Origin of the sequence: Bifidobacterium platyrrhinorum, assembly GCF_010667645.1 — a bacterium.
In the GTDB taxonomy this organism is placed as follows: domain Bacteria; phylum Actinomycetota; class Actinomycetes; order Actinomycetales; family Bifidobacteriaceae; genus Bifidobacterium; species Bifidobacterium platyrrhinorum.
The window spans coordinates 1-15,302 of the sequence record NZ_WHZV01000011.1; the positions used below are offsets into that span (position 1 = coordinate 1).

12 protein-coding genes and 1 tRNA gene are annotated in these 15,302 nt (G+C 66.4%); 2 read left to right on the top strand and 11 right to left on the bottom strand.

Features of this window, described 5'->3' with window-relative positions:
• Positions 1-725 precede the first annotated feature (725 nt).
• On the top strand, positions 726-1,286 hold the full coding sequence (locus GFD21_RS09860) for a GNAT family N-acetyltransferase (protein ID WP_225431785.1): 561 nt from the start codon (positions 726-728) through the stop codon (positions 1,284-1,286).
• Between the two features lie 131 nt (positions 1,287-1,417).
• On the opposite strand, the gene GFD21_RS09865 is transcribed toward GFD21_RS09860, so the two are convergent.
• The 9 genes from GFD21_RS09865 to fbaA form a co-directional block, all read right to left on the bottom strand.
• Complete coding sequence (locus GFD21_RS09865; RefSeq protein ID WP_163197803.1) at positions 1,418-2,683, bottom strand: ABC transporter substrate-binding protein; 1,266 nt, start codon at positions 2,681-2,683, stop codon at positions 1,418-1,420.
• 166 nt (positions 2,684-2,849) lie between these two features.
• Positions 2,850-3,686: an ABC transporter ATP-binding protein gene (locus GFD21_RS09870; RefSeq protein ID WP_163197804.1), complete on the bottom strand. Its 837-nt coding sequence runs from the start codon at positions 3,684-3,686 to the stop codon at positions 2,850-2,852.
• A gap of 1 nt (position 3,687) precedes the next feature.
• Positions 3,688-4,743, bottom strand: a complete 1,056-nt coding sequence (locus GFD21_RS09875) for an ABC transporter ATP-binding protein (RefSeq protein WP_225431786.1) — start codon at positions 4,741-4,743, stop codon at positions 3,688-3,690.
• Positions 4,736-5,719, bottom strand: coding sequence for a branched-chain amino acid ABC transporter permease (locus GFD21_RS09880; RefSeq protein ID WP_163197805.1), 984 nt, complete (start codon positions 5,717-5,719; stop codon positions 4,736-4,738). The genes GFD21_RS09875 and GFD21_RS09880 overlap by 8 nt, the downstream gene beginning before the upstream one ends.
• A gap of 3 nt (positions 5,720-5,722) precedes the next feature.
• On the bottom strand, positions 5,723-7,150 hold the full coding sequence (locus GFD21_RS09885) for an ABC transporter permease subunit (protein WP_163197806.1): 1,428 nt from the start codon (positions 7,148-7,150) through the stop codon (positions 5,723-5,725).
• A 158-nt stretch (positions 7,151-7,308) separates the two neighbouring features.
• Positions 7,309-7,674, bottom strand: a complete 366-nt coding sequence (locus GFD21_RS09890) for a fluoride efflux transporter FluC (protein WP_163197807.1) — start codon at positions 7,672-7,674, stop codon at positions 7,309-7,311.
• A complete protein-coding gene (locus GFD21_RS09895; RefSeq protein WP_163197808.1) occupies positions 7,671-8,654 on the bottom strand; it encodes a fluoride efflux transporter FluC in 984 nt (327 codons plus the stop codon). Before GFD21_RS09895 ends, GFD21_RS09890 begins: the two co-directional genes overlap by 4 nt.
• 19 nt (positions 8,655-8,673) lie before the next feature.
• On the bottom strand, positions 8,674-9,960 hold the full coding sequence (locus GFD21_RS09900) for an adenylosuccinate synthase (protein WP_163197809.1): 1,287 nt from the start codon (positions 9,958-9,960) through the stop codon (positions 8,674-8,676).
• A 228-nt stretch (positions 9,961-10,188) separates the two neighbouring features.
• Entirely contained in the window at positions 10,189-11,256 is a 1,068-nt protein-coding gene (fbaA, locus tag GFD21_RS09905; RefSeq protein WP_163197810.1) for a class II fructose-bisphosphate aldolase, read from the bottom strand.
• Positions 11,257-11,388: 132 nt separating this feature from the next.
• Between fbaA and GFD21_RS09910 the strand changes: the two genes are divergently transcribed.
• On the top strand, positions 11,389-12,852 hold the full coding sequence (locus tag GFD21_RS09910; protein ID WP_163197811.1) for a C1 family peptidase: 1,464 nt from the start codon (positions 11,389-11,391) through the stop codon (positions 12,850-12,852).
• A 123-nt stretch (positions 12,853-12,975) separates the two neighbouring features.
• Here GFD21_RS09910 and GFD21_RS09915 read toward each other — a convergent pair.
• A tRNA-Gly gene (locus GFD21_RS09915) sits at positions 12,976-13,049 on the bottom strand.
• A gap of 161 nt (positions 13,050-13,210) precedes the next feature.
• A complete protein-coding gene (locus GFD21_RS09920; protein ID WP_163197812.1) occupies positions 13,211-15,286 on the bottom strand; it encodes a glycoside hydrolase family 31 protein in 2,076 nt (691 codons plus the stop codon).
• Between the last annotated feature and the right edge of the window lie 16 nt (positions 15,287-15,302).

Consider the following 15,302-nt stretch of genomic DNA (forward strand, 5'->3'; position numbering starts at 1 on the left):
ACATGTAAACCATGCCCCAGGAGACACCGTCAACCATGCCCCGAGACATGCGTCAACCATGCCCCGAGACAATACAGAAACGCCGCTCGAGTCCGGAACACGGCCCTTTTTGGGAGCGTCTACGCAAAACCCTTATTTTCCGCGGATCTCCAGCCTGGACGATGCCATCCCTCAACCACAATCCGACCGTTCCCGGCATTGAGGGATGAACCGGCCTTTCCCTCAACATGAGAAACGGGCGGACGCCGATTGAGGGGGAGGCATTTCCTATCCCTCAATCCCCGAAACGGGACGACACGGGTTGAGGGGCGTCTCTTCGCCCTCGTCCGTCCGGCGCGAACGGACGATCGACGGACAAGGCGAAAGAGCCCACATCACATGGGGCCTGCACATCGCAATCGGAAGGCCGATATGGCCATGACCATATGACCATGACCATATGACCATAATGTGAAAGAAATCATTGTTGTTATGCAAACAATAATAACAATAACCAGCCATACCTCCTATAAACATGTGCACAATAGGTGGAGCACGTCATAAAACACCTATATAAGACTGAAATTGCAGTGTTTATGGCTACGCGAAGCAACCAAGGGCACCCCTTCCGGAAATCTTGCCGCCATGTAGCATACCCTTAGGCGCGACGCTACATAATACCCAATTCATCCAGATAATGAACTATCTTGATAATGCTCATTACTATATAAGGTATTTTCGGGGGCATGCGAAGCAAGAGGAATCTCCACCCCGGAAAGAAAGTCGTTTTGAAGGCGCCGACGATGGCCGACCTCGAGGACCTGCACCGCATGTACGCCGATCCGCGAACCTGGTGGAACCGGCCGAACCACCGGCATCTGAACATGGACCACACCAGGATCATGCTGGAAAGCTGGATCGAGGACTGGAAACGCGACGACATCGGCTACTGGGTGATGCGTGAACGCAACGGGGCGTTCGTCGGCGCGGGAGGCATCCGCCGCCGCGCCACGATGTGGAACATGAGCTACTCCATCATGCCCGGCCAATGGCACCGCGGGTACGCGACCTACGTCGCACGGTGCGCGACCCTCGCCGCGAGGCGGTTCGACGGCACCGCCCCCATCTTCCTGACCACGCTGGCGAAGAACCTCGCCGCATGCCTGATCGCCGACAAACTGGACTTCGTCGTGGTGCGCAACGACTTCGACCTGCTCGCCGACGCCGAACCCCGGCGCATCTACGCGGACCGTCCGGTCTATGACGAGGAGATCCGCACCTACCTCGACAGCAAGGAGATCGAGTAGCGACGACCCCGATCGACGCACGTGGGGGGAGGCGACGACCCTTCCGGCTGCCGCCTCCCCCACGCAATCGCGATCGGCCGCCGCCCGCAACCGCCCTATCGCGAACGGCCGCGAACGTCGGCGAACGCGACCTACTTGGTCGGGACCTTGCCTTCCTGGGCGTGGTCGAAGCTCGGCACGTTCTTCGCATCGAACTTGTACACGCCGATGTTGGCGGAGCTCGGGTCGTTGCTGGAGTTGAACGGCCCGATGCCGGTCACGCCCTTGTAATGGATGTCCTTTCCGGACTTCAACGCGGCGAGGCATTCCTTGTAGGACTTGCATTCGGTGCCGCCGTTCGCGCCGGAGACGGCCGCCATGTTCTTCTGGATGGTTTCGCCGTCGGCGCTGCCGCCCTTCTGCGCGGCGAGCGCGGCGAGGATGATGCCGTCGTACGTTTCGGCGCCGTAGGTGAAGGTGGAGATGTCCTTGCCGTACGCGTCGACGAGCTGCTTCTGGAAGTCGTCGGACGCCTGGACGCCCGGGATGGTGCCCTTCGAGCCTTCGAGAAGGCCCGCGTCGAGGTCCTTCGAGTAGTCTGACGTGTTGCCGTCGACGAAGTACAGCTTGTGGGTGTCGACGCCGGCGCTCTTCAGCTCCTTGACGAGCGGCTTGGTCTGGTCGAACGCGATCACGGCGACGGCGTCCGGGTTGCTCGCCTTGATGGCGGTGGCGATGGACGAGAAGTTCGTCTCGGTCGGGTCGAACGCGTCCTTCTCGCCGTAGACGATGTTCACGCCCGCGTCCTTGACGGTCTTGACGACCGTGTCGCGCAGACCGGTGCCGTACTCGTCGTTGAACACCGCGACGGCGAGGTTCTTCACGCCGTCCTGCGCGATGACCTGGCCGAGCACGGTGCCCTGCACGGTGTCCGGCGGGACGGTGCGGAAGAAGTACGGGCTCAGGCCGGAGAAGTCGGAGCTGGTGGCGCCCATCGAAAGCATCGGGATCTTCTGTTCGGTGATGGTCTTGTACACGTTTTTGACGACGGCGCTGGAGGCCGGGCCGATCACGAACGACGGGTCCTTCGACAGCACGGACTGGACGGCGGACGTGTTCTGGTCCGCGTGGTCCGCGTCGGAGGTGTCGGCGTCGGTGGTGGTCACGTCCTTGCCGAGCACGCCGCCGGCCGCGTTGATGTCCTTGACGGCGAGCTTTTCGGCGGCGAGTTCCGGCGGCGCGAGGTACGCGAGCGAGCCGGTTTCGGGCCAGAGCCCGCCGAGCACGAACGCGTCCTTCTTGCCGGATGACGATCCGGAGGCGTCGGACGACGAGCTTGCCGAGCCGCAGCCGGCGAGCGCCATGACGGCCGCGGCGACGGCCGCCGTGGCGGTGAATAGGATCTTCTTGCTGTTCATGATTGCTTCCTCTCTATTCAAGCGAATATGAACGTGTGTGAGGTACGAAATCGGGTCGATCACTGTCCTTCTGCAAGAAGGTCAGTGATGCGTGCGGAGACGGCCGTCCAAGACCGAAGGCGCGCGAAGGCACGTCGAGTGTCGAGGAAAGGCCGTATACACACCATCACTGTCCTTCTTCCTCCACCTCCTGTTCGAGGTTGCCCAAGTACAGGCTGATGACCTTGGGGTCGTTGAGCAGGTCGCGCCCTTTGCCGGAGTAGGCGTTGCGGCCTTGGTCGAGGACGTAGCCGCGGTCGCAGATCTGCAGGCAGCGGCGGGCGTTCTGTTCGACGATGATGACGGAGACGCCGGCCTTGTTGACCTGGCGCACGCGGATGAAGGTCTCGTCCTGGAGCATCGGGGACAGGCCGGCGGAGGGCTCGTCGAGGAGCAGGACGGACGGGTTCATCATCAGGGCGCGGGCCATGGCGACCATCTGGCGTTCGCCGCCGGACAGTGAGCCGGCGAGCTGGTCCTTGCGCTCCCCCAGCCTGGGGAAGATGGAGCACACGTAGTCGAAGCGTTCGTTGAACTTCTTCGGCGCCTGGTAGGCGCCCATGTGCATGTTCTCGGCGATGGTGAGCGAGGGGAACACGTTTTCGGTCTGCGGCACGAATCCGACGCCGAGGGAGACGAGCTTGTCGGCGCGCAGGTTGGTGATGTCCCTGCCTTTGAGGATCAGGTGCCCGGAGTGGATGTGGACGAGTCCGAACAGTGATTTCAACAGCGTGGATTTGCCGGCGCCGTTGGGGCCGATGATGCCGACGATCTCGCCTTGGTGGAGGGTGAGGGATGCGCCGTTCAAGATGTTCACGCCGGGGATATAGCCGGCGACGAGGTCGACGGCGTCGAGCAGCGGTTCGCCTTCCGGCTCGCCCACGTGGATTTCGGCGCGCGAACGGGTGTCCGCGGCCGTCTCGGCGGTCGTGGCTGGCGCGGTCAGTGTTGCGGTGTCGGTCATGTCAGTGTTCCTCGCTTTCCTTGAGGTCCATCACCGAGTCGTCGCCGAGGTCGATGTTGGCGTGGGCGCCGAGGTAGGCGTCGATGACGGCGGGGTCGTTCATCACGCTCTTGGGCTGGCCTTCGGCGACGATCCTGCCTTCGGCCATGACGGTCACCCAGTCGGCGATGTGGCGGACCATGTTGATGTCGTGTTCGACGAACAGCACCGTGGTGCCTTCCTCGCGCAACGCCATGATGTGGTCGAGCAGCGATTGCTTCAACGCGGGGTTGACGCCGGCCATCGGCTCGTCGAGCATGACGAGCTGCGGGTCGCTCATCAGCGCGCGCGCCATTTCGAGGAGCTTCCTCTGCCCGCCGGAAAGCGAGCCGGCGAAGTCGTCCTTCTTCTTGATGAGCAGGAAGCGTTCGAGCAGCGCCTCCGCCTTCTCGATGTTCGCCTTCTCCTGGCGACGCCACAGGCCGGGCACGAGCGCGCGGAACAGGCCCTCGCCGGGCTGGACGGGCGCGCCGAGCAGCATGTTGTCGAGCACGGTGAGGCGGCTCATCACCTTGGTCAGCTGGAAGGTGCGGACCATGCCCATGCGCGCCACCTGTTCGGGGTGCACGTGCGCGAGGTCCTTGCCGTCGAACCGCCAGGCGCCCGTGTTCGGGGCGTCGAAGCCGGTCATCAGGTTGAAGAACGTGGTCTTGCCGGCGCCGTTCGGGCCGATCAGCGCGGTGATGCCGTGCCGTTCGATCTCGAAGTGCTTCACGTCGACGGCGGTCATGCCGCCGAACCGGCGCGTCACGTTGTCGGCCACGAGGATCGGGTCGGGCTTGTGCACGCCGGGCTCGTTGTGCACGAACTTGAGGTCCTCCTTCACCTTGTCGCCGAATGCGGTGGAGATGAGGCGCTCGCCTTCGGGTGCCTTGGTGGCCCATTGGGCGAGGTCGTGGAACGGCTTGCCGGGCCGGATGCCCCTCGCCGGCGCGGGCGCGGGCGCGGATGCGGCGGTCTTCCCGGTGGTCTTCCCGGATATTCTCTCAGCTGTGTTCTCGGACGTGTTCTCAGACATTGAAGGCCAGCTCCTTTCGGTCTCCCAGCAGGCCCTGCGGCCTGAAGATCACCAGGCACATCAGCGCGACGCCGACGATCACCCATCCGAGCGACTCGACCTGGTTGGAGGAAATGACGGTTTCGGGGATCGCGCCGCGCATGAGCTCCTTGACGAAGGTGAGCAGCACCCACAGCACGCAGGAGCCGATGATCGGCCCGAAGATCGTGGCGGCGCCGCCGAGCAGCAGGATCGTCCACGCGTAGAACGTGACCGCGCGTCCCAGCGAATCGGGCTGCACGGAGCGCGGCAGGACGAAGACGATGCCGCCGAGCGCGCCGAAGATGCCGCCGATGATGAGCGCCTGCATCTTGTAGACGGTAACGTTCTTGCCGAGCGAGCGGATCGCGTTCTCGTCCTCGCGGATGCCCTTGAGCACGCGACCCCACGGGGAGCGGAACCAGCGCCAGCACAGCACGGCGGCGATGGCGACGAGCGCCCAGGCGACGATGCGCAGCCACCACGAGTTCGCGATGTTGTTCGAATACGTCCAGAACAGGATCGTGGTCGAATCGTCCGGCAGGGGCGAGAGGCTCTCGAACTTCGTGGTGAAGTCCTGCGGCGAGATGCCGGCCGAGCCGCCGGTGAGCTTGGTCATGGCGGTGGAGCGGCCGATGATGCGGATGATCTCGGCCGCGGCCAGCGTGACCATGGCGAGGTAGTCGGGGCCGAGCTTCAGCGTCGGGATGCCGAGCAGCAGCGCGTAGATCACGGCGAGCGCGATCGCGGCGCACACGGAGGTGAACAGGTTCGCTCCCATCGACTGCGTGATGGCGAACCCGTACGCGCCGAGGAGCATGAAGCCCGCCTGGCCCATGTTCATCAGTCCGGTCATGCCGAAGTGGATGTTCAGTCCGATGGCGGCGAGCGCGTACGCCGCCGTGGTGGGGGCGATGAGTTCGCCCAGCGTGTTGGTGATGATGGTCATGATGTCCATGTCTCAGCCCACCCTTTGCTGTTTGCCGAAGATGCCCTGCGGACGGACCAGCAGGACGATGATGAGGATCGCCAGGGCGCTGGCGTATCGCATGTCGTTGGGGATGACGAGCGAGCTCATGTCCGCGACGATGCCGATGATCAGGGAGCCGACGAGCGCGCCGTTGGCGGTGCCGAGGCCGCCGAGCGTGACGGCGGCGAACATGAGGAGCAGCAGCGTGGCGCCGGTGTTCCAGGAGATGCCGTTGAGGTAGACGCCGAGCAGCACGCCGGACAACGCGGCCATCGCGCAGGAGATGATCCAGACGATGCGCACGACCTGTTCGACGTTGATGCCGGATGCGGCGGCGAGCGCGGCGTTGTCGGAGACGGCGCGGGTGGCGCGGCCGAGCCGCGTCCGGTAGAGGAACAGGCTCACGCCGACGATCGCTACGACGGCGATGGCCGCGGAGATGAGCGTGGGCGAGTCGGTGGTGATCGGGCCGACCCGGAAGCTGTTCGGCACGGATTTGACGATGCCTTTGATGTCGCCGCCGAAGAAGAACTGGAAGAGGTATTGCAGCGCCATCGACAGGCCGATGGTGACGATCATCTGCTGCATGGTGCCGACGTGCTTGCGGCGCAGCGGCGCCCATACGATCTCGTTCTGGATCCAGCCGGTGAGGCCGCCGATGACGATCGCGAAGATCGCGGCGGGCACGAGCGGCCAGTGGAGGATCTGCGTGCCGACGAACGCCATGAGGCCGCCGAGGGTGACCTGCTCGCCGTGGGAGAAGGAGCTCAGGCCGGTGGTGCCGTAGACGAGGTTCATGCCCACGGACATGAGGCCGAGCATGAGGCCGAAGATCACGCCGGAGTAGAGCTGCTGCCAGAAGCGGGCGCCGATGTTGGCGCCGGCGCCACCGGCATCGGGCGAGGCGGCGGCCTCCGAAGCCGAATCGGACGCGCCCGAACCGGACGCGCCGGACTTGCCGGACGCGGAACCCGAGCCGCCCGCCGCCGGCGCGGGCTTGTCGAAGCGGACCACCTGGCGGGCCGCGTCGAAGCTGTTCTTCTCGACCTTGACGGTGGCGGTGGCGGCCTTGAGGCCGTGTTCCTTGGCGACGGATTCGTCCATCGTGACGGTGTACGAGCCGTCCTTGCCGACGCTGAACGCCCAGTTGCCGTTGGCGTCGGTCTTGGTGGTGGCGCTTTCCGCTCCGGTGAGCTTGAGTTCGACGCCGGCGATGGGCTTCTTGGACGCGTCCTGCAGGATGCCGTTGACGCATCCGTTCTCGGCGGACGGGTTGCAGGTGGGGACGGCTTCCGCCGCCTGGGCTTGGTCGGGTGGTGTGAAACAGAACGCCATCAGTAGGGTCAATGCCGCCGCGCAGAGCGACGAGCGCAACAATCCCATTCGACGACGCCGTTCGATGTTCTTCACGGCTGTCATGTGAATGTCCTCTCTGGATTTGTTCCATAACCTAGAGAGGCAAACCGCGTGCGCCGTTATGCTCCGGTTTCCCGGGCGTTACCGCTCACAGCGCATATTTCCCGAACATGTCGCGCGCCGGCGTTTGATTTCCCCGGCATTACAAGATGTCGGCCACGTTACAGCGAGGCCACCCACCATCCGGCGGCGACGCAGCCGATCGGCACGAGGATCGTCATCGCGCAGTAGACGGCGGCCATGCGCAGACGCCGGGCGCGCACCAGCGACACCATCTCGTTGATGGCGGTGGAGAACGTGGAGAATCCGCCGAGGAACCCGGTGACGAACAGCAGGTACACGCCGTGGTCGACGGTGCCGGACGCGTAGGCGCCCGCGGCGATGCCGGCGCAGAACGTGGCGATCACGTTGATGATGAACGTGGACAGCGGGAACGCGCGGTTCCACCAGCGTTGCACGGACGTGTTCACGACGAACCGGGTCACGGCGCCGACGCCGCCGCACAGGCACACGAGCAGGAAGGTCATCGCGTGTCCTTCCTGCCGTCGTGCGCGTCGCCGGTGACGGGGTCGCCGACCATCGGGATCTCGTCGGTGATCGGCGCCGGTTCGAACGCCGGCGCGTCGGCCGCGGCGGGAGACGTCGCCGGCGCCCCGGTGCGGGAGGCGACGTGCGCAGGCTGCCGGCCGCGGTCGCCCTCCGACGGCGTCGACGGCCTGATCTCGATGGGGCCGGCCGCGGGGTCGCCGACCTCGATCGGCTTGTCGGCGAGGGCGCGGCCGTCGAGATCGCGTTTCGGCGCGGCGTGCGCGGGCGCGGGTCTGCCGCCCGACCGTCCGGATCGACCGCCATGCCCGGTGGCGTCGGCGGCGGCGAGCGCTTCGGCGACGACGCGGGCCGACCGGCGCGAGGCAAGCGCGAGCGCGCATCGCACGCCGGCCGCCGCGATGGCAAGACCGCAGGCGAAGCTGGCGAGCATATAGAAGAGGAATCCGCCGATCTGGTCGGCGCGGATCGAGACCAGCTCCTCGATGACCATGGCGGACAGCGTGGAGAAGCCGCCGCACATGCCCATGCCGATGCCGCGCGAGGCGAGCTGGCGGACGCGTTTGCGGATCCACGCGGCCTGCGACATGTAGGTGGAGACGAGGGCGAAGATGAAGCATGCGGCCATGTTCGCGACGAATGTGGCCGTGTGGAACGCGCCGAGGAAACCGTGCGCGGCGGCCGGGCCGGGCAGCGCGAGGGACAGGGCGTAGCGCAGGCCGGTGCCGAAGCAGCCGCCGACGAACACGACGAGGTACATCATGCCGTCGGCGAGCGGGTTGAACTGCGCCTGCATGCGCTTGCCCGGCGCGAGCGGGATCCGCGGGGGCGCGGCCGCGGCGGCGGCGCCCTGCGGATGCGGCACACCCGCCGCGTAGGAGCGGGCGTGCGCGGCGCTCATCTCCTGCGTGGTGGGGTCCGGCTCGGCGAAATACTCGGGCTGTTCGGTCGTTACGGCCATATCGGCGGTCGGGCCGGCGTCAGTCGATGAGCGAGTGGACGGAGATGATGTGGTCGCGCTGCGGGCCGGTGCCGATGGCGGAGATGCGGCAGTTGCTCAGCTCCTCGAGGCGCTTCACGTACGCCTGGCAGGTGGCGGGCAGCTCGTCGAAGCTGTGGCAGTTGGAGATGTCCTCGTCCCAGCCGGGCATGGTCTCGTAGATCGGCTTGGCGGCGGCGAAGGCGGCCTGGTCGGTCGGCATGTCGTCGTGGCGTTCGCCGTCCACGTCGTAGGCGACGCAGATCGGGATCTCCTTCAGGCCGGTGAGCACGTCGAGCTTGGTGAGCACGATGTCGGTCAGGCCGTTGACCTGGCTGGCGTAGCGGTTGACGACCGCGTCGAACCAGCCGCAGCGGCGCGGGCGGCCGGTGGTCACGCCGAACTCGTGGCCCTGCTGGCGCAGCCACTCGCCCGACTCGTCGAACAGCTCGGTGGGGAACGGGCCCTCACCCACGCGGGTCACGTACGCCTTGGAGACACCGACCACGCGGTTGATCTTGGTGGGGCCCACGCCGGTGCCGGTGCAGGCGCCGCCGGCGGTCGGGTTGGAGGAGGTGACGAACGGGTAGGTGCCGTGGTCCACGTCGAGCATGGTGGCCTGGGCGCCCTCGAACAGGACGGTCTTGCCCTCGTCGAGCGCCTTGTTGAGGATGAGGCCGGTGTTGGCCACGTACGGCTTGAGACGCTCGCCGAGCTTCAGGAGCTCGTCGGTGGTCTGGTCCACGTCGATGGCGCGGCGGTTGTACAGCTTGACGAGGATCTGGTTCTTCTGGTGCAGGCTCGCCTCCACCTTGTCGTGCAGGTGGTCGGCGTTGAACAGGTCGTGCACGCGGATGCCGACGCGGTTGATCTTGTCCGCGTAGGCGGGGCCGATGCCGCGGCCGGTGGTGCCGATCTTGTGCTTGCCGAGGAACCGTTCGGTGACCTTGTCGAGCGTGCGGTGGTACGGCGCGATGATGTGCGCGGCCTCGCTCACCTTGAGATGGGAGCAGTCGATGCCGCGGGCCTCGAGGCCGTCGATCTCCTCGAAGAGGACCTCCGGGTCGACGACGACGCCGTTGCCGATGACCGGGGTGAGGTGCGGGTTGATGATGCCGGAGGGCAGCAGGTGCAGCGCGTACGATTCGTCGCCGACGACCACGCTGTGGCCCGCGTTGTTGCCGCCGTTGAAACGGGCGACGTAGTCGACCTTCGTACCGATGAGATCGGTGGCCTTACCCTTGCCTTCATCGCCCCACTGGGCGCCGATCAGAACAATTCCAGGCATGATGCACCTCCGCAACTGCATGATTTCCGCATGATTCCGCCGGGGAACACACTACCGTACGCCCTCTACCCGGCCTTGGGGCGTCTCACGCGCGCATCGGGCGGGATTTCCGGCAAGGAACCACGGCATGACGAAGGCCCGCCGAACCCGGCGGGCCTGACCGTGGCTGCGGACCGGACACGGCCCGCATGCCGCTTCGCGCGATGCTTCGCGCGCGCTACTCGAGCGCTACTTGAGCGCCTTGCCGGCGGAGCCGAGCTCCTGGCAGGCCTCGACCACGCGCGCGGCCATCGAGGTCTCCGCCTCGCGGCCCCACGAGCGCGGGTCGTAGAACTTCTTGTTGCCGACCTCGCCGTCAATCTTGAGCACGGCGTCGTAGTGCTCGAACATGTGGCCCGCCACCGCGCGCGTGAACGCGTACTGGGTGTCGGTGTCGACGTTCATCTTGACCACGCCGTGGCTGACCGCCTCGGCGATCTCCTCCGGGCGGGAGCCGGAGCCGCCGTGGAACACGAGCGCGAACGGCTTGCCGTTGGGGAAGTCGACCGCGCCGGCGGCGGAGGCCACGCGGCCGTCGACCACGGCGGAGGCGACCTCGCGCTGGATGTCGCCGAGCAGGTCCGGGCGCAGCTTCACGAAGCCCGGCTTGTACGCGCCGTGCACGTTGCCGAACGTGAACGCGGCCATGTAGCGGCCGCGCTCGCCCAGGCCCAGGCGCTGCGCGACCTTCACGCCGTCGGCCGGAGTGGAGTACAGCTTGTCGTTGATCTCGTGGCTGTGGCCGTCCTCCTCGCCGCCGACCGCGCCGATCTCGATCTCGAGCACGGTGTGCGCCTTGACGGACTTGTCGAGCAGCTCCTCGGCGATGTCGAGGTTCTCGTCGAGCGGCACGGTGGAGCCGTCCCACATGTGCGACTGGAACGTCGGCTCCTTGCCGTGCGCAACCTCGTCGGCCTCGTGCGCGAGCAGCGGGCGCACCCACTCGTCGAGGTACTGCTTGGCGCAGTGGTCGGTGTGGAGCGCGACGGTGATGTTCGGGTACTTCTTCGCGACCTCGTGCGCGAACGCGGCGAACGCCAGCGAACCGGTGACGCGGTCGTTCACGGACTGGCCGGAGAAGTAGGCGGAACCGCCCACGGACACCTGGATGATGCCGTCCGATTCGGCTTCGGCGAAGCCCTGCAGGGCGGCGTTGAGGGTCTGGGTGCTCGTCACGTTGATGGCGGGGTAGGCGTATCCGCCGCGGCGCGCGGCATCCAGCATTTCGGCGTAACGTTCGGGAGTTGCGATAGTCATACCTGCCATTATCGTCCCGCGGCGCGGAACATGCGCGCCGGATGATCATTCCGCGCTGTGAATTCCCGCACATGTCACGTGCGCGACGCCTTGCGGCCATGCGCGCGGGCGAACGCGCGATAATGGGGGACCATGACCGATACCGTCAACGCAACCGACAACGCCGGCGCCGCGCTCACCGCCGCCGCGCTCGACTCCTATTCCTCCGACTTCAACGCCTCCCGCGCGAACCGCGTGGCCGCGACCGCCGCGACCAGCACCGGCGTGCTCAGGGCCGCGACCGACTACCGCGGCCTGCGCGCGCTGCCCCGCGACGACTTCTCGATCGAGCTCAAACAGGGTTCGGTCACCGCGCAGGAGCGTTCCGGCCGCTGCTGGATGTTCGCCGGTCTCAACACGCTCCGCCACGACGTGATCCGCCGCTGGGACCTCGACGATTTCGAATTCTCGGAGACCTATCTGTTCTTCTACGACAAGATCGAGAAGTCGAACTTCTATCTGGACCAGGTGCTGGCCACGCTCGACGAGCCGACCGATTCGCGCCTGTTCCAGGCGATCAACGACTACCCGGCGGACGACGGCGGCTGGTGGCAGATGTTCGCCTCGCTCGCCGGGAAGTACGGTCTGGTGCCGAAGTCCGCGTACCCGGAGACCGCGAATTCCCGTGATTCGGACGCGTTCACGCAGTATCTCAACGCGAAGCTGCGCGAGTTCGCGCTCGAACTGCGCACGCGGCACGCGGCGGGCGAGGGCGTCGACGCGTTGCGTGCGCGAGTGCGCGAGCGGATGGACGACGTGTACCGCATCGTCGCCGTCGCGCTCGGCGAGCCGCCGAGGACGTTCGACTGGACGGCGCGCCGGAAGGACGATGACGATGACGCGGGCGACAGGAAGACGGCGGAGGGTTCCGATGCCGGGAAGACCGGCAAAAAGGCCGACGACGGGTTCGTGAAGGGCGGGCTGATCAGCGAGCACGGCATCACGCCGCTCGACTTCTACGCGAAGTACGTCAAGCAGGATCTCGACGATTACGTGGGCGTGGTGAACGCGCCGATGGCCCGCACGCCGTTCGGACGCCTGTACCGTCTCGCGCACACGGGCAACGTGGTCGGCGGGCATCCGATCGAGTTCGCGAACGTGGGGATGGACGTGTTCAAGAAGGCGGTCATCGACCAGCTGAAGAGCGGGCGCCCGGTGTGGTTCGCCTGCGACTGCGACCAGTTCTCGCTGCGCGGCGAGGGCGTGTTCAGCCGCGACGTGGTACGTGTGGAGGACCTGTTCGGCATCGAATACACGATGGGCAAGGGCGACCGGCTCGAGTACGGCGTGAGCCCGTCGAACCACGCGATGACGCTGATCGGCGTGAACCTCGACGCGGACGGCAGGCCGAACCGCTGGAAGATCGAGAACAGCTGGGGCAAGGACGCGGGCCGCGACGGATATTTCGTCGCCTCCGACGCCTGGTTCGACGAGTACGTGAACGAGGCCACGATCCACACGGACGTGCTGGACGAGCCCGTGCGCGCGGTCTTCGCGACCGAACCGGTCATGGTGCAGCCGTGGGAGCCGATCTCCCGCGCCACCCGCTGCGCGTAAGCCGGCCCATGCGGGTTCCGGGGGTCATGTCGCCGCCGGCCCCCGGACCCATATACCCCGCTATAACCCACGACTGATCCACCCGGACGACGAAAAGGGCCGTTGGAATTCCAACGGCCCGAGTGGAGCGGATGACGGGAGTCGAACCCGCCTTTAAAGCTTGGGAAGCTTTCGTTCTACCGATGAACTACATCCGCAAGGGTGCGTCTTTTGGACGCGAGCCACCAGTGTAAACGCGGCGCGGGACGTGGATCGCGCCCGTCTCACTGTGCGGGATTCCGGTGGCTGCGGTCGGAGGCGTGACCCGGCCCGGCACGGATGCCGGGTCACGCCCCGACCACAGCCACCGACGATCAGGTCACAGCCTGCCGGCCAGACCGTGGTCCCTGCCGTCGCGGGCGAACACCGGCACGGTGTCGAGCGCCGCGGCGGCCGTCACCGTGGAGCCGCCGGCGTGGGTCGTGCCGTCACGCAGATCGGTCCAGGTCACGGACGCATCCCCGGGCAGGTAGACCGTACGTTCGCGGGCGCCGTACTCCATGACGGGCGCGACCAGCAGGTCGGGGCCGAACATGTATTCGTCTGCCACGTCGGCGGCCCGGCCGTCATCCGGGAACTCGTAGAACAGGCCGCGCACGAGCGGCTGGCCGTCGGTGTGGGCCTCGTCGAAAAGCTCGCGCGTATAGGGGCGCAGCGTCTCGCGCAGCTTGATGAACTTGACGAGGATCCTCTCGACCGTCTCCCCCATCGACCACGGTTCGTTGTCGGCGCCGGAGGGCGAGCGGTGCGCGCCGTCGGAGCGGGTGACGGTCTCCTTCATCGTGCCGTCGGGCTGCAGCGCGGAACGGTCGCCGTGGTTGCGCATCACCGGGGAGAAGCAGGAGAACTGCGCCCAGCGCAGAAACAGCTCGCGGAAGCGGTCCGAGTCGATGTCGCCGTCGTGGAAGCCGCCCATATCGGTGGTGAACCACGGGATGCCGGCCATGCCCATGTGGATGGCGCAGGTGATCTGATGCTTGAGGTCGTCGAACGTGGAGCCGACGTCGCCGGACCAGACGAGCGCGCCGTACTTCTGGGAGCCGGCCCATGCGCAGCGGGTGAGGTTGACGATCTCCCCCTCGCGGCCCGCCTCCACCTGGCCTTCGTAGAAGCCGCGGTTGTAGTCGCGCGGGTAGGTGTTGCCGACCTGCACGTTGGGGCCGGTGTAGTAGCGGTAGTTGGCGAAGTCGTAGGAGCCGTACTCGGGTTCGGCCTCGTCGAGCCAGAAGGCGTCCACGCCGTAGTCGGCGTAGTTCCTCCTGCACTTGTCCCACACGTACGCGCGGGCGGCGGGGTTGGTGGCGTCGTAGTACTGGCTGGGGCCTTCGAACATCATGCCGAGGTCCATGCCTCGCTCGGCCTTGACGAGCAGGTTCCTCGACTTCATCTCGACGTAGTTCTCGGAGTCGATGGCCACCTGCGGCCAGACGGACACCATAACCTTGACGCCCATCTCGTGCAGTTCGTCGCACATGGCCTTCGGATCCGGCCAGAACTCCTTCTCGAAGCGGTAGTCGCCCATGTACGGCCAGTGGAAGAAGTCGATGACGATGAGGTCGAGCGGGATGCCGCGCTTCCTGAAGCCGCGCGCCACGTCGAGCAGCTGCTTCTGGTTCCAGTAGCGCAGCTTGCACTGCCAGAATCCGAGTCCCCATTCGGGCATCTTCGGCGCGTGCCCGGTGGCGTTCGCGTAGTTGCGCTCGATGGCGGCCGGGGTGCCGCCCACGGTGACCCAGTAGTCGATCTGCTTGGAGGAGTCGGCCTCCCATACGGTGCGGTTCCTCGCGAACGTGGCGGTGCCGACGGCCGGGTTGTTCCACAGGAACCCGTAGCCGGCGGAGGAGACGACGAACGGGATGGACGCCTGCGAGTTGCGGTGCGCGAGCTCGAACGTGGAGCCCTTGAGGTCCATGACGTGCTGCTGGTATTCGCCCATGCCGTACAGATGCTCGTCCTCCGGCCCCACGAAGGAGGCGATCACCTTGTGGTCGCCGCCGGTGATGGGCTCGTAGCGGCGCGCCTTGAGGTTGAGCGACCCACCTTCTGGCAGCTCCTTGAACAGCAGGGCGCCGTCGGAGGTCCGGTGAAAGCTCAGCACGCAGCGGAACTCCTCGTAGTCGGAGGAACCGTAGCGCCAGTGGCGCGCCTCGGCCTTCACGGTGACGGCGCCGTTGACGAGCGTGGCCGTGTCGGCGGCCTCGTCGACGGCGACCGTCGCGGCGTCCGCGGAACCGGCCGCGGGCCGTTCCAGCGCGAAATCGAGGTCGAGCGGTTCGTGCATCTTCGCCGCGCGCACACGCACGGAATCGGCGCCCCACGGGTCGATGCGCAGGTATTCCCCGTCGCCGGTCCAGGCCAGGGACCGGCCGTCGTTGATGATGGTGAACTGTGTCATGGTTGTCTCCTTGTCG

Excerpts from the sequence above, each read along its gene's own strand:
- fbaA (WP_163197810.1), bottom strand. The coding sequence starts at position 11,256 with ATGACTATCGCAACTCCCGAACGTTACGCCGAAATGCTGGATGCCGCG.
- GFD21_RS09900 (WP_163197809.1), bottom strand. The coding sequence starts at position 9,960 with ATGCCTGGAATTGTTCTGATCGGCGCCCAGTGGGGCGATGAAGGCAAG.
- GFD21_RS09890 (WP_163197807.1), bottom strand. The coding sequence starts at position 7,674 with ATGACCTTCCTGCTCGTGTGCCTGTGCGGCGGCGTCGGCGCCGTGACC.
- GFD21_RS09895 (WP_163197808.1), bottom strand. The coding sequence starts at position 8,654 with ATGGCCGTAACGACCGAACAGCCCGAGTATTTCGCCGAGCCGGACCCC.
- GFD21_RS09870 (WP_163197804.1), bottom strand. The coding sequence starts at position 3,686 with ATGACCGACACCGCAACACTGACCGCGCCAGCCACGACCGCCGAGACG.
- GFD21_RS09860 (WP_225431785.1), top strand. The coding sequence starts at position 726 with ATGCGAAGCAAGAGGAATCTCCACCCCGGAAAGAAAGTCGTTTTGAAG.
- GFD21_RS09920 (WP_163197812.1), bottom strand. The coding sequence starts at position 15,286 with ATGACACAGTTCACCATCATCAACGACGGCCGGTCCCTGGCCTGGACC.
- GFD21_RS09880 (WP_163197805.1), bottom strand. The coding sequence starts at position 5,719 with ATGGACATCATGACCATCATCACCAACACGCTGGGCGAACTCATCGCC.
- GFD21_RS09910 (WP_163197811.1), top strand. The coding sequence starts at position 11,389 with ATGACCGATACCGTCAACGCAACCGACAACGCCGGCGCCGCGCTCACC.
- GFD21_RS09865 (WP_163197803.1), bottom strand. The coding sequence starts at position 2,683 with ATGAACAGCAAGAAGATCCTATTCACCGCCACGGCGGCCGTCGCCGCG.
- GFD21_RS09885 (WP_163197806.1), bottom strand. The coding sequence starts at position 7,150 with ATGACAGCCGTGAAGAACATCGAACGGCGTCGTCGAATGGGATTGTTG.
- GFD21_RS09875 (WP_225431786.1), bottom strand. The coding sequence starts at position 4,743 with ATGTCTGAGAACACGTCCGAGAACACAGCTGAGAGAATATCCGGGAAG.